10 protein-coding genes are annotated in these 13,922 nt (G+C 67.3%); 3 read left to right on the top strand and 7 right to left on the bottom strand.

Annotated elements, in window-relative coordinates; genetic code table 11:
• Positions 1–16: 16 nt before the first annotated feature.
• Complete coding sequence (locus ACFU4Z_RS35220; protein ID WP_379072409.1) at positions 17–835, bottom strand: PhzF family phenazine biosynthesis protein; 819 nt, start codon at positions 833–835, stop codon at positions 17–19.
• Positions 836–898: 63 nt separating this feature from the next.
• Positions 899–3,337: an HAD-IC family P-type ATPase gene (locus ACFU4Z_RS35215; RefSeq protein ID WP_379072406.1), complete on the bottom strand. Its 2,439-nt coding sequence runs from the start codon at positions 3,335–3,337 to the stop codon at positions 899–901.
• A 33-nt stretch (positions 3,338–3,370) separates the two neighbouring features.
• Here ACFU4Z_RS35215 and rarD point away from each other — a divergent pair, with 33 nt between their 5' ends.
• Together rarD and ACFU4Z_RS35205 are read left to right on the top strand one after the other, a co-directional pair.
• A complete protein-coding gene (rarD, locus tag ACFU4Z_RS35210) occupies positions 3,371–4,303 on the top strand; it encodes an EamA family transporter RarD (protein WP_379072403.1) in 933 nt (310 codons plus the stop codon).
• 57 nt (positions 4,304–4,360) lie between these two features.
• Positions 4,361–4,489, top strand: a complete 129-nt coding sequence (locus ACFU4Z_RS35205; RefSeq protein ID WP_379072401.1) for a hypothetical protein — start codon at positions 4,361–4,363, stop codon at positions 4,487–4,489.
• Positions 4,490–4,511: 22 nt separating this feature from the next.
• On the opposite strand, the gene ACFU4Z_RS35200 is transcribed toward ACFU4Z_RS35205, so the two are convergent.
• The 4 genes from ACFU4Z_RS35200 to ACFU4Z_RS35185 form a co-directional block, all read right to left on the bottom strand.
• Positions 4,512–4,853 (bottom strand): hypothetical protein, encoded by a 342-nt coding sequence (locus ACFU4Z_RS35200; protein WP_379072398.1) that lies wholly within the window; start codon positions 4,851–4,853, stop codon positions 4,512–4,514.
• Between the two features lie 775 nt (positions 4,854–5,628).
• Positions 5,629–8,883 (bottom strand): arabinosyltransferase domain-containing protein, encoded by a 3,255-nt coding sequence (locus tag ACFU4Z_RS35195; RefSeq protein ID WP_379072449.1) that lies wholly within the window; start codon positions 8,881–8,883, stop codon positions 5,629–5,631.
• Between the two features lie 102 nt (positions 8,884–8,985).
• On the bottom strand, positions 8,986–9,492 hold the full coding sequence (locus tag ACFU4Z_RS35190) for a hypothetical protein (RefSeq protein WP_379072396.1): 507 nt from the start codon (positions 9,490–9,492) through the stop codon (positions 8,986–8,988).
• 90 nt (positions 9,493–9,582) lie between these two features.
• Complete coding sequence (locus ACFU4Z_RS35185; RefSeq protein WP_379072447.1) at positions 9,583–10,911, bottom strand: DNA polymerase IV; 1,329 nt, start codon at positions 10,909–10,911, stop codon at positions 9,583–9,585.
• Between the two features lie 386 nt (positions 10,912–11,297).
• Here ACFU4Z_RS35185 and ACFU4Z_RS35180 point away from each other — a divergent pair, with 386 nt between their 5' ends.
• Positions 11,298–12,173: a UTP--glucose-1-phosphate uridylyltransferase gene (locus ACFU4Z_RS35180; protein ID WP_379072394.1), complete on the top strand. Its 876-nt coding sequence runs from the start codon at positions 11,298–11,300 to the stop codon at positions 12,171–12,173.
• Positions 12,174–12,854: 681 nt separating this feature from the next.
• On the opposite strand, the gene ACFU4Z_RS35175 is transcribed toward ACFU4Z_RS35180, so the two are convergent.
• Positions 12,855–13,391, bottom strand: coding sequence for an NlpC/P60 family protein (locus ACFU4Z_RS35175; RefSeq protein WP_379072391.1), 537 nt, complete (start codon positions 13,389–13,391; stop codon positions 12,855–12,857).
• Between the last annotated feature and the right edge of the window lie 531 nt (positions 13,392–13,922).

The following is a 13,922-nucleotide window of genomic DNA, read 5'->3' as shown; positions in this document are numbered from 1 at the left end:
CGCGACCCGGGATCGCTCAGTCCGGCAGCGTCACCACGCCGTCGAGGTAGCGGCGGCAGCGGCCGACGAGCAGCACGCGGTCGCCGACGAGTTCGCAGCGCATGCTGCCGCCGCGGTGGGATAGCTGGCGGGCGGTGAGCTCGGTGCGGCCGAGTTCGCGGGTCCACAGCGGAACCAGCTGGGCATGTGCCGATCCGGTGACCGGGTCCTCGATCACCCCGAGATCCGGTCCGAAAACCCGGGACACGATATCGGAGGACTCACCGCGGGCGGTGATGACCGCGTCGAATGCCAGCGGCGGGAAGGCCGCGAAGTTCGGATGGGCGTCGCGCACTTCCTGTTCGGAGCCGAGGACGATCACCTCGTCGAATCCGGTGAACGCGCGCACCGGGCGCACACCGAGTGCGTCGATCAGCACGGGATCGGGCTCTATCTCCCTGGATTCGAGCGCGGGCAGATCGAGCACGTATTCGTCGTCGTCGGTCCGGTCGACATGCAGCCAGCCGCTGCGAGTGAAGAAGCTCACCCGGTCTTCACCGGGGTGGATGTCTTCGAGAACCTGAGCCGCCGCGGCCATGGTGGCGTGGCCGCACATATTCACTTCGAGGGTGGGGGTGAACCAGCGCAAGTGGAATGCGGGCCACTCCCCCGGTCGCGCGCCGGCGTCCGGGGGCAACTGCGCGGTGTAGAAGGCAGTTTCGGCGAGGTTGTTCTCCTCGGCCAGATTTTGCAGCAGCGCATCCGGCAGCCACGCCGACAGCGGCATGACCGCGGCGGGGTTGCCCGAGAACGGTGCGTCGGCGAACGCGTCGATCTGGTGCAGCAGTACCTCCATATTCGAGAAGGTACTCCAACACCGAATGCTCGCCTCGCACAAGGTATCTCGCGGCGCGGCGAGTCACCTGTCCAGTTGTCGGGCTGCACCACTGGGGGCGGGGGGAAGCAGTTGGCCCCGCTGTCCCTGCAGTGCCGCACTGATCCACCAGGCGGCTTCGACGAGCGCGATCCCGATGGCGCCACAGATGATTGCCGCGGTGGTGAGCCGGATGTTCGAGGGGTCGAGCTTGAAGAAGTGACGGGTGAACGGAACGGTGAACAAGAACAGGTACGCGACCACCGACGCCGTGATGAGCACGACCTTCCACCACACGTACGGACGCGCCACGATGGCGAGCACCCACAGCGCGATCATGATGAGCGTGATCAGCGCCGTAGTGCCGGCCTGCTCCTTCTGCTGCTCGCTCGCGTGCGGTCCGGCATAGGCGATCAGGTACGCCACGAAAGTCGCGGTGCCGATCACCACGCCGGAGGGAATGGCCAGCCGCAGCACCCGAGGCACGAAGCCGGTGCGGGCCCGCTCGTTGTTCGGGGCCAGCGACAGGATGAACGCCGGGATGCCGATGGTGAACCAGGCCGCGATCGTGACGTGCCGGGGCAGGAACGGATACGGAATCGGCTCATAGTCGAAGATCTGCGAACCCACCCCGGCGAGCCCGACGAGGAAGGCGAGCAGTACCGCGTACACGGTCTTGGTGAGGAACAGGTTCGAGACCCGCTCGATATTGCCGATGACCCGGCGACCCTCGCCCACCACGTACGGCAGTGTCGCGAACTTGTTGTCCAGCAACACGATCTGCGCGACCGCGCGAGTCGCGGGGCTGCCCGCCCCCATCGCGACGCCGATATCGGAATCCTTCAGCGCGAGCACGTCGTTCACGCCGTCACCGGTCATGGCGACGGTGTGACCGCGAGACTGCAAGGCGCCCACCATGGCTCGCTTCTGGTCCGGACGCACCCGGCCGAAAGTGGTTTCGCTTTCCAGGATGTCGGCCAGCTCGTCGCGGTGATCGGGCAATTCGCGGGCATCGACGGCGTGGCCGCCGCCGGGGAGGTCGAGCGAGGAGGCCACCGCGCCCACCGACACCGCGTTGTCGCCGGAGATCACCTTGATCGAGACGTCCTGGCCGGCAAAGTATTCGAGCGTCGCACGCGCGTCGGGCCTGATCTTCTGCTCGAGCACGACGAGCGCGGCGGGTGTCACGGTGCCCGGGGCGTCGGCAGCGTCGACGGCGCGGTCGCTGCGTGCCAGCAGCAGAATCCGCAGGCCGGTCGAACCGAGCTCCTCGGCGACCCGCGCGTCCTCGGACGCCGGGTCGAGCAGCACATCGGGAGCGCCGAGCAGCCAGTCGCCGTGCTCGCCGTAGGAGTACCCGCTCCACTTCTTCGCCGAGGAGAACGGCGCGACCGCGGTGTGCTGCCAGCCGGGACCGTCGGGCAGCGCCTCACCGATCGCCTGCACACTCGCGTTCGGGCGCGGATCGTCGGCGGCCAAGGCGGCAAGCGCCCTGCGCGCCTCGGCGTCGTCGGCGTCGCCGAGCGTCTTGATGTCCGACAGCCGCATCCCATTCTCGGTCAGCGTGCCGGTCTTGTCCGCGCACACCACATCCACCCTGGCCAGACCCTCGATCGCGGGCAGCTCCTGCACCAGGCACTTGCGCCGGCCGAGCCGCACCACACCGACCGCGAAGGCGACCGAGGTCATCAGCACCAGGCCCTCCGGCACCATCGGCACCAGCGCCGCGACCATGCCGCTGACCGCGGGCCGCCAGCTCTCCTGACTGGAGAACAGCTGGTTGTAAATGCTCAGCAGGCCCGCGGGGATCAGCAGATAGGTGATGACCTTCAGAATCGTGTCGATGCCGCTGCGCAGTTCGGATTTCACCAGGGTGAACTTGCTCGCCTCCTCGGCCAGCTTCGCCGCATAGGCGTCGCGACCGACCTTGGTGGCGCGGTAGGCGCCGCTGCCGGACACCACATAGCTGCCCGACATCACCTCCGCGCCGATCCGCTTGTCCACCGGGTCCGCTTCCCCGGTGAGCAGCGATTCGTCGACCTCGAGCTGCGCGGACTCCTCGACGGCGCCGTCGACCACGATCTGGTCGCCGGGCCCGAGCTCGATCAGATCGTCCAGCACCACCTCGCGCGGCGCGAGTTCCAGCGACTTGCCGTCGCGGCGCACGGTCGGCTTGGCCTGGCTGACGATGGCCAACTGGTCCAGGGTCCGCTTGGCGCGGATCTCCTGGATGATGCCGACCGCGCTGTTGGCGACGATCAGCAGGCCGAACATGCCGTCGATGATCGACCCGGTGGCCAGGATCAGGACGAACAGCACACCGAGAATGGCGTTGATCCTGGTGAAGACGTTGGCCCTGACGATCTCGCGCACCGATCGGCTGGCCCGGTCCGGGACGTCGTTGGTGAGCCCGTCGATGCGACGTTGCTCGACCTCCGCCGTGGTCAGTCCGGTGGCGCCCGTTGCCTGCACGGTTATCGACATGACCGCAAGGCTACCGAGAACTACGGTCGTAGCGTGCAGCGAAGCAGATCGGTCCCAGGTGTTGTCTTCGGTGCGGGCGCGTTTCTCATCTGGGGCCTGTTTCCGGCCTTCTTCGGGCTGCTCAGGTTCGCCGGTCCGGCCGAGGTGGTCGCACAGCGGATCCTGTGGACGCTGGTCCTGGTCGTCGGCGTGCTCGTGGTCACCGGCCGGCTACGCGAGATGCGCGGGATCGACGCGAAGACCTGGCGGCTGGCCGCGGTGGCCTCGACGGCGCTGTCGCTCAACTGGGGCGTGTACGTGTACGGAGTCACCTCGGGGCACGTGGTGGAGTGCGCGCTCGGCTACTTCATCAATCCGCTGGTGACGGTGGCATTCGGCGTGCTCATCTTCCGGGAGCGGCTGGCCCGGGCGCAGTGGGCCGCGCTCGGTCTCGGCGCGCTCGCGGTCGCGGTGCTCACCGTCGACTACGGCAGGCCGCCGATCATCGCGCTCGCGCTGGCCTGTTCGTTCGCGATCTACGGATTGGTGAAGAAGGTGATCGCGCTCGACGCGCTGCGCGGCATCGCCGCCGAGGGCATGGTCGCCGCGCCGTTCGCGCTCGCGTTCGTCGTCGTGCTGATGATGTCGGGCCGCAGCGAATTCGGTTCCGGCGCGGGGCACACCGCGCTGATGATGTCGACCGGTCCGGTGACCCTCGTTCCGCTGCTGCTGTTCGCCGTTGCCGCACAACGCGTTCCGCTGTCCACCATGGGCCTGCTCCAGTACCTCACCCCTGCCCTCCAGATGGCCTGGGGCGTCGCCGTCGCCCACGAACCCATGCCCGCATCGCGCTGGGCCGGTTTCGCACTGATCTGGGCCGCCCTCGCCATTTTCACCACCGATGCACTGCGCCGCGCCCACAACGGCAGGCGAAATCCGAAGGCCGGCGCCACGACGCCCGAACCGACCCGCACACCCGATACGTGATCCGCCGGTCACCGAGCACCATGGCGTGTCGGACACACTGCCCGAAGCACGCGGACCGTGGCAGACGTATTGGCTCGCCGCTTTTTTCGTCGCACCACCACTGCCGAGGCACGCATCACCTGCACCTACGACGGCAGGCGCTACGAGGACGGCACCATTACGGGCGCAATCCGGCGCATGGGGTGAGCCGCAGCACCGTTCGTCGTGTTCACGGGACCCTCGTCAGGTATACAACGGCATATTTCATCAGACGTTGCCCGAGCGGCGGGTCACCGCCGGTCAAGCTCGCAAGCTCATTCGCTGACGGATATTCGGCCTCGCGGCGGCCCTTGAATCTTTCGCGCATAGCATCGAGTTGATGCTGCTCGGCACTCGAACAGTCACCGTAGATCTTCGTGATCCGACCCTCTACGGACGTCACCGACGCTTCCAGAAGCTTCGAGTCGTCGGTAATGAAACCGAAGCCAAAGGGCGGCCACACAGCGCCGCCATCGTACATAGTCTCCATTTCGATTCGATCCACGCCTGACCAGCGATAATATTCGTCCATCGAAGCACAGAACGACCTTGCGAACCCCTTTTTTGGTCGTCCCCTTCTTTTAAAACTATACGATAGTGCTCGACAACCAGCCGACCTTGATGATCTCGATAGAATAGTACGGAAGTATCGCCGACTCTACGGTCACCGTCAAGAATCTTACAGTTGACTCTAATGCCGGCAGTGTTGCCCCTGAACGTCTTATGATTTTCCAAATAGTAGGCATCGTCGAGTTTCAAATGGTACGGCCCAAATTTTCTTTCCATTCCGGCGAGCAAACTCTTCAATTCGGTCACAGCAGATCCTGGCGTGCGGGAGAGATCAGGCCCCCGGCGAAGTAGCTCACCCACCGGCGGCACCGACGACAAGTCGACCAGCGGCGTTCCGCGGCCGGGTCGCTGCTGCCCGGCCGAATGAACTTCGCGCGACCGGTCGGAATTCTCGAATTCCCGCCCAGACCCGGCAACTCTCGCGTGACCGTCGCCGTCGGCTCGGTGAGCGGTCGCGGAGAATCCGGATAGCTCGCCGGCAGGGTGCGACACGGCAGCCGCACGATGCGTCGCGAGTCGCTTCATCGCCGTCAGCAAGCGTTCGAGCACCGAGGCCATCCCCTCGACCGGACCTTTCACCGTCCCCGCCCTAGTCGCCGTTGGCAACCGGCATGGCCGCCGGAGACTGCATCAAACCCACAGCAAACCTTCGCCCACGAACGGAGCATACCGCCAGCGCCGACAACGACTTCCGATCCCGCACAGCCGCCGACGAGTGGGTTCCGATGCCCGCGTGCTCAGTAGTCGGTATTGATGTGCCCCGGGGTCCAGAGTCCGGAGTGGTCTTGTTCGGTGATCGTCGGCCGTGCCGGATCTGCGCTCACATCGATCCTGCTGAACTGCTGCAACTCGCCCCAGTCACGACGCCAGTCGTTGTTCAGGTAGGTGGCCAGGCTGCGCGAGCGCAGCAGCATGTCGGTCCAGCCGAGGGGGCCGCCGCCGTCATGGCTCTGCCACAGGCTGGTGATTTCTGCGCCGGGGCGGTCGGGCAGGATGCGGTAGGCCGGGATTTCGGCGATGCCGTTGTGGTGGTCGTAGGGGCGCTGGCCCGGGAACTGAAGTCCGACCATCCAATCGGTCAGCACTGGAGCCTTCGAGCCGACGACCTCGTCGAGCGTCTTGGTCTGCGGCAACCGAGGCGGGGTCAGCGCCAGCCACTGTTTAGGGTTGCGGTCGCGGTCGACGGCGACGATCCGGATCACGTCGGCGCGATCCGGGATCTCGGTGAACGGCACCCGCAAGTTCCGCCACGACGGCGCGGGACCGATATCGATCGGGGTGACCCGGCCCATGGATTGCGCGGTCGTCGCGGAATCGGTGGCGCCGTACTCGATTTCGAGCGACTGACCCGGCGTGACGATGCCGTCGGCGTCGACGGACCTGATTCGCCCCGCCGCGCTCAGCGCGATGATGCCCGCGCGATCGCCGGGGACGGGCAGGCGATACCAGCCGGTGGTCAGGTCGGCGGGCCCCGCGTCGCCGGAGCGGTAGGTGCCCAGCATCGGCGTGGTGGCCGGGTCGAGACCGAACGGCAGGGTGGCGCCTGCGGTTCCCGCGGTGTTCTCGGTGGCCGACTTGCTGCTGAGTGCGTCCGCGATACTGCCGGAGGAGCTCGCTTCGTCGTCGGGGCGTAGGTCCTCGGCAACCCCGTTGCGGCTGAAGCCGGTTCCGCTGCCCGACAACGTGCTGACCACGTCGCCGGTCAGCGGCCGCAGCATGCCCGCGTTCGGATCGGTCTCCACCAGCACCTGGCCCGCCAGACCCGACGTATCCCCCGACACCGCGGCGATATTCGAGCGCGCCAGCGAGAACGCCGGATACTGGGCGAAGGCCGCCTTGGCGAACGAGCCGAGGTCCCAGACCACGAGCAGCGCCAGCGCGATGGTCAGCGGCGGAAGCAACGACATGCGCTTGCCGAATCGCGAGATCCGGTGCGGTGTACCGGGTTCCGGAGCATGAATGTGCCACCACGCGGACACGACGAGCAGCAGGACCGTGGCGACGAGGAACAGCTTGTTGAGCCCGAATCCGGCGACGACGGGCGGCTTGTCCCACCACGGAATGCCGTAAGACGAGACGTACCACCACTTATTGGGGCCAGAGAACACCAGCGCGAGCACGAATGCCATCAACGCGGCGAACAGGGCGCGGTTGCGCGGCGCACGCAGCACCCGCGGGCCGACCGCCATGGCCGTGACCATCGCGACGGCTCCGGCCACTCCCGCGTACACGCCGAAATGATGAGTCCACTTGGTGGGCGTGACCATGACAAGAAGCAGCGCACCGATGGTGACACCGAGGATCCGCCGGGTCGGGCCCGCCGCGGTCTGCGGAATCCGACCGCCCTTGCGCAGCACCATGAGCACGCACACGGCCAGTCCGACGAACATCGCGAAGACGCCGATCCTGCGGCCGACCGAACCGTCGGTCTCGCCTTGGAACAGGTACTGGTAGCGCAGATAGTCGTCGAACCACTGCACATCCGGGCCGACGATGTGATGCACGCGCTTCATCTCGAACATCGCCGCGAGCGGCTGATCGGCGAACATCACCGCCAGCGCGACGGCCCCTGCCGCGAGCAGCGGTGCGAGCCATATCGCGTACTCGATGACCCGCTCGCGCACCGAGCGCTGATCACCGATGCGGGCCATGATGATTCGCGCAACCGGCCGCAACCCCGCGAGCAGCGCGGCGATACAGATGACGCCGGACGGCCCTGCCGTGCAACTGAATGCCGCGACCAGGATCGCCAGCCCGGCGGGCAGCAATCGCCGAGTCCCGATGGCGCGCTCGACAAGACACCAGGTGAGCAGCAGCCCGAGCGCCACCGGAGGTTCGGGGCGCAGGCCGTTGTCGTAGGCCAACCAGATGGTGAGAAAGCCGAGCGCCCCGGTCCACATCGCGATCCGGTTGTGCCGCACCGCGACTCCGAGCCTGGGGGCTACCTCACGGCTGAGCAGCAGCCACATCAGCACACCGCAGAGCAAGGCGGGCAGCCGTACCCACGGGCTTGCGGTACTCACATCGGTCATGAGCCGGATCAGGTCGTAATACGGTGTCCCGACCGGATTTTCGGGCACTCCGAAGTACGCGAAGTAGTTGGCCATGTAGCCCGCGACACCGGACGCACGCGCCATGCCGAACTGGTATCCGTCGTCGGAGGTGGTGGAACCGATGAAATACCACAACACCATCGTCCCGAGCACCACGCCGTCGAGCAGGGAGAACGTCCACCAGCGCCGCGGAAGGACCCGCCGCGCCCGCCTGCCGTCCACGCGATCGAGCCGGTACAGCGCGGCCAGCGAAACAACGGTGCACAGCACGGCGAGCCAGATCGCCGCGCGCTTGACCGGGGTGGGTGTCGAGGAAAATCTGGTGTCGAGGGCCGCGGTGATCCGTGCACCGTCGGCACTGGCCAGATCGCTGAAGATGCCGACCAGTTGCGGTCGATAGTCGCCGTTGAGCACGACGGGGAAGCCAGGAGCTTCGAATCCCACCAGGGTGGCGGTCGCGCTGATGGTGTCGGCGTGCACGGTGAGCTCGCAGCCGGGGACCAGTTCGTCGACCGGAACACTGAGCAGCGCTTGGTTTCGCAGCACGACGTCGAGTCGAGCGGCAGTGTCGCCGCGGGGCGGCTGCACTCGCGCGACGAAACCGTAGCGCTCGAGATTCGGCGCTCCCGCCGGTCCGGTGGCAGCGAGCACACCACCTTTCGCGCTGAGCTGGTTGATCGCCGCGCAGGGCAGGGTGGCATCGAAAGTCAGCGGCGCATAGGAGACCAGCGGGGCTTCGATGCTGCGCGCGGATCCGGCTTGCGGCCAGGTCAGCGTCGCCGCGTCCACGCGAACCGGCAGCAATGGCACGGTCACCGCGAACAGCGCGCCGAGCAAACCGGCGATCAGCGCGATGGGCCCGGCCCATCCCCCGCGTCTGTTCGGTTGTGCCGTCCCGGGTTCGGATGCCTCGACGGGCGGCTGCCCCGCCCACACCATCGTGTCAGCCACGGTGCCCGATAGTAGCGGAATCGTTTGCCGACGAAACTTGTTGCCTGCGCGGCCGGCCCCGAGCGGAGCAGGGGCCGACCGCCGAAAGAACTAGCTGGTGCAGGCCACCGACTGCTGGCCGAGGTTGCTCAGCATGGTGCAGGCCCAGGTCTTCTGGACCTTCCACTTGCCGTCTTCGGCGACGAAGGGCACGTCGACGATATTGGTCTGGCCGTTGAGGGTGAAGTTCGCCTTGGCATTGACGCTGTCACCGAAAGTGGTGACGTCGGTAACGACGACCTGGACGTTGGCGCTCTTGGCGGCCTCGGCGAGACGGTTGGGCAGCTCCGGGTCGGCCTGCGCACCCTGGACCATATCGAGCTTCTCGGCATTCGGGATCGACGGATCCAGCGCCTTTTGCAGTGCCGCGTTCAACTCCGGCGCGGTCGGGACCGGCGGCAGGTTCGGGCTCGCCGACGCCGCGGCCTTGGCGCTGGTCGTAGTGCGGGCCGGCTTGGCGGTGTCCTTGTTGTCGTCGCCACCACAAGCGGTCATGCTCAGGGTGGCGGCAATGGCCAGGCCGGCGATCGCGATGCGTCCAGTCTTACGAAGCTTCAACTGCTCGTCCTTTACGTTCGAGTAGGTACGGGTCAACCCGGACAGCGTCCAACCGAACGGCAACGCTGCACGAGTATCACAGGCTACCGGTCAGCGGAGACTGCCTAGTGGATCAGCCCGGGACAAACTGATGTCGTCGGCAGCGAACGTACGCGCCGGGCCGGGCCCTGTCGAGCTGGTCTCGAACCGGACGGTGACCACACCAAGTCCCGCGCCCTGCACCCAGCCGTGTCCGAATTCGGGATGCGCCACGTCCATGCCCGGATACCACTGGGTGGCCCGTCGGGCCGTCGAATCGGCTTGCGGCGCCTCGGAATCCGACTCGACGGCGGGCGCGGGTACCCATTCGGGCTCCTCGGCGTGCTCCTCGACAGGCGATTGATCCAGTTCGGGGAACAGCGATTCCTGCCGCACCGTCGAGAGCCCACCGAAGCTCACGCCGACCAACCGGATCGGGCCGAGCTCGGCAGGATCGATCGCGGAGCGCTGCGCGGCGGTGCACAGGGTGGCCAGGTCGGCCGTGGCGTAAGGCAGGGTGAACGACCTGGTCACGATGCTCATGTCGGATTTCTTGAGCTTCAGCACCACCGTGCGGGCCGCGCGGCCGTCCTTGCCGAGCCTGGTGTGGGCGGCGCAGGCCATCGCCTCGATCGCGGGCCGCAGCTGAGCGAGAGTGACAATGTCGCTCTCGTAGGTGGTTTCGGCGCTGATCTGTTTGGCCTCGGCGCGCTCGGCCACCGGACGGTCGTCGATGCCGCGGGCCAGCCGATGCAGCGCCGCGCCGATACTGCCGCCGAGGATCGATACCGCCTCCGACTCCGGCAGCGCCGCGAACGCGCCGACGGTCTCGATTCCGAGCGAGCGCAGCCTGCTCTCGGCCACCGGCCCGATCCCCCACAGTTTGCGCACCGGAAGAGCGGCGAACAGCCGCGGTTGCTCATCCGGCGAAACCACGCGGATACCATCCGGCTTGGCCAGGCCGGAGGCGATTTTGGCCAGCTGCTTACCGGTTCCGGCGCCGACCGAGGCGACCAGTCCGGTCCGCTCGCGCACCAGTGCCCGCAGGTGCTCGCAGAATTCGTGCACCTGCTGCGCGCTCGCTCCTGCCAGTTCGGCGGGCTCGCCGAACGCCTCGTCGAACGACAGCGTCTCCAGCACCGGGATCCGGCTGCGCAGCGCATCGAACACCTGCGCGCTCAGCACGCTGTAGACCGCGCCGCGCGGCGGCACCACCACCGCGGCGACGCCGACCAGCCGTCGGGCCTGATGCATCGGCATCGCCGAGCGCGCGCCGTACACGCGCGCCTCGTAACTCGCTCCCGCCACGACACCGCGCCCGCCGGTGCCGCCCACCAGAACCGGACGCCCGCGCAGCGTCGGACGGGTCAGTTGCTCGACCGAAGCGAAGAAGGCGTCCATATCGATGTGCAGCACCCACCGGCGGGCCGTGCGGCCGGTGGCAGACAGCGCGACGCCTGCCGCTCCCGCACTCGTCGCGCCCACGTCGCCACCTGTCGCGCCTGCGGCGATGATGGTGTCGTCGGTGCTCACGACCCGGAATCTACGCCGCCCCACCGACAGATCCGGCATGCGCAGGCCTGAGCGGTCACTACCGGGTTGCTGTAGATGTCAGGTAACGGCCGCCACCGCCCCGCTGCCGCGTGACCGCGGCGCGCCGGCTCCCGCGAACAGGCCGTGACCTGCCCTGATCCGACCCCATGCCCGGCGTATCCGCGCACGACTGCCCAACCGTCGCTTGCCGGGGATCGGACTTTTCAGCCACCCGGGTATGTGATGATCGGTTCATGAAGATCCGTAAGGCCGTGATCCCGGCCGCCGGAATCGGCTCCCGGCTCCTCCCGCTGACCAAGGCCATCCCTAAAGAGATGCTGCCCGTCGGCGACAAGCCGGTCATCGAGCACACCGTCCGTGAGCTGGTCGCGTCGGGCATCACCGACATCACCATCGTCGTCAGCAGCGGAAAGTCGTTGATCCAGGACCATTTCCGCCCCAACCCGGCATTGGTCGCGCAGCTGCGCGCGGACGGCAAGACCGCCTACGCCGACGCTGTCGAAGAGGTCGGCGAGCTCTCCCGGCTCGGCCACATCACCTACCTCGACCAGCACGGCCCCTACGGCAACGGCACCCCGGTCCTGAACGCGGCCCGCAATGCCGGCGACGAGCCGATGCTGGTGCTGTGGCCCGACGACGTCTTCGTGGCCGAGGTGCCGCGTGCCCAGCAGCTCATCGACGCCTACGAGGCCACCGGCTCCCCGGTGCTCGCACTGATGCCGATGGACCCCGCCGAATCCCAGCGTTACGGCGTCCCGGTGGTCGCCGACGACCAGGGCAACGGCCTGCTGCGCATCACCGGCCTGATGGAGAAGCCCAAGCCCGAGGACGCGCCCTCCGACTTCGCCGCGATCGGCGGCTACGTGGTCACTCCCGGCATCGTCGACGAGCTGCGCAGGCAGACCGAACGCTGGTATGAACACCACGAGGGCGAGGTCTACCTGACCGATGCCATCAACGTGCACGCCGCGGAGAACCCGGTATTCGGCCAGGTCATCCGCGGCCGCTGGTACGACACCGGCAACCCCGCCGACTACCTGGTCGCCCAATTCGCCTCGGCCCTCGCCCATCCCGAATACGGACCGAGGCTGCGCGCGCTCGTCGACTGACGACACGGAGCCGCCCCGTTACGAAAGCGGCTCCGTGCCTGCGCCGATCCGGCCGCCTTCCGTCGGCGACCACCCGCGCCGAATTCGCACAACCCTGCCTCGCGACGAATGAGGCCACCGGAAACCGCGGCGCGACCGGCGCCGCGGACGAGCGCCGCACCGATCCGGTGCGGCGCTCGCAGCCCACGCGGTCGGCGCTGTCGAGCATCGCCGCCATGACCTACTCGGCACGGCTGCGATCGCCGGGCGCGACATCGGCGATGAACGCCGGTACCTGTCGTGGCGAATGGGCCGCGGCACGCCGCCTCGACGGGCGAGTGCACGTCCGCGACACCCTCAGGTCTCCGATCAGGAGCGCGTCTTCGCACTGGGCGATGTCACCGCGATCGCCGAACCGAAGAAGGCCGAGGATCACGCCGCCGTGGTCGCCGCCGATATCCGCACCTTGATCGCGGGTGGTGGCGAGCTGACCACCTATCGTCCCGGTCCGCCGATGCAGGCGCTGTCGCTCGGACCGCACGCGGGCGTCGCGTTCCACCCCGCGCGCCGGTCTGCTCGGCGCGGAAGCGACTGTGCAGGCGAAGGAGTTCGACGCTGCGCACATCGTTCTATGAGGAACTGTTCAGCCTGACGGCACGACTGGGGTAGTCCGGTTGGCGACGACCCGAGGCAGCGCCGGTTTCAGAAGCGCCGGATGGTGAAGATGTCGAACTCGTCGAGGGGGTGCAGACCGACGGGCACACCCCAATCGTGGGCGTCGAGAACCTGCCCGAAGCCCGCGTAGATGCCGACGTGGGAGGCGTCGTCGTTGAGGATGACGACATCACCCGGCGAGAGCGCGCCGAGCGGGACCCTGGCCCCGACCCTGGCCTGTTCCCAGGTGGTGCGCGGCAGATGGACCCCGACCTGACGGAAGGCCCACTGGACCAGGCCCGAGCAGTCCCAGGTGAAGGGTCCCGTCGCACCCCATTCATAGGGCTTGCCGACCTGCGTCGCGGCCGCGCTCAACGCGCCGAGTCCGGCGATGCTCGGTAGTGGCAGCATCGCGGAGCCGCTGGAACTGCCCGAGGACGACCCGGAGCTTCCCGAACCCGACCCGGAACCTCCCGATCCCGATGCACTCCCCGAATCACCGCGCACCGGTCCAGCCAGCAGGAGCGTCACGACCGTGGATACCAGAAACCCGATGGCTATCCGGCGCAATGGTTTTCTCGTCACGTGCTCGTCCCTTCCGTCGACCCGGCTACCGCGCGGCACCGGCCTCGTCGATGGGGGTGGAGCCGCACATCACAGCACCTGCGCCCGACGTTAAATGGCGTCGGCACAAGGTATTTCAGGTGGATCAGTACAGCACGAGCAGTCACTGCCGCCACAGGAGTTCAGCTATGCACCAGCAGTAACATTGTCGATTCTGCCGGTCCTTTCAAGATCACGACAAGCGTTCCAGCAAATATTCAGCGTGTGATCTTGATCACAATAATTAGGTGAGTAGGACCTCCGCGATGCGCGAGGTCACGAGCCGAGCATCGCCTCTCTCATCGAGACACACCGAGAACGACTCCAACAGACGCGGGGGGGGGCCCCAAAGCGAACCCCCCCCCCCGAGAAGAAAGAACACCAAACACCCGAGGGAAAGTAAAAACAACACCACCCACCAAAAAAGACCCCCAACCCCCCCCCACCCCAACAAAAAACATGTGTTGGCCACCGGGGGGCGCCCCCGCCGGGCCCCCCCGCCCAAGTGCCCCC

It is taken from the genome of Nocardia sp. NPDC057440 (assembly GCF_042802915.1).
GTDB lineage: Bacteria > Actinomycetota > Actinomycetes > Mycobacteriales > Mycobacteriaceae > Nocardia.
The sequence above is the reverse complement of the archived record's forward strand: the minus strand, read 5'-3'. Positions and strand labels throughout refer to the sequence as shown.

What these genes read in the sequence shown, in the direction of transcription:
- ACFU4Z_RS35200 (WP_379072398.1), bottom strand. Translation starts at nt 4,853, where the DNA reads ATGGACGAATATTATCGCTGGTCAGGCGTGGATCGAATCGAAATGGAG.
- ACFU4Z_RS35220 (WP_379072409.1), bottom strand. Translation starts at nt 835, where the DNA reads ATGGAGGTACTGCTGCACCAGATCGACGCGTTCGCCGACGCACCGTTC.
- ACFU4Z_RS35185 (WP_379072447.1), bottom strand. Translation starts at nt 10,911, where the DNA reads ATGGACGCCTTCTTCGCTTCGGTCGAGCAACTGACCCGTCCGACGCTG.
- ACFU4Z_RS35215 (WP_379072406.1), bottom strand. Translation starts at nt 3,337, where the DNA reads ATGTCGATAACCGTGCAGGCAACGGGCGCCACCGGACTGACCACGGCG.
- ACFU4Z_RS35195 (WP_379072449.1), bottom strand. Translation starts at nt 8,883, where the DNA reads ATGGTGTGGGCGGGGCAGCCGCCCGTCGAGGCATCCGAACCCGGGACG.
- ACFU4Z_RS35180 (WP_379072394.1), top strand. Translation starts at nt 11,298, where the DNA reads ATGAAGATCCGTAAGGCCGTGATCCCGGCCGCCGGAATCGGCTCCCGG.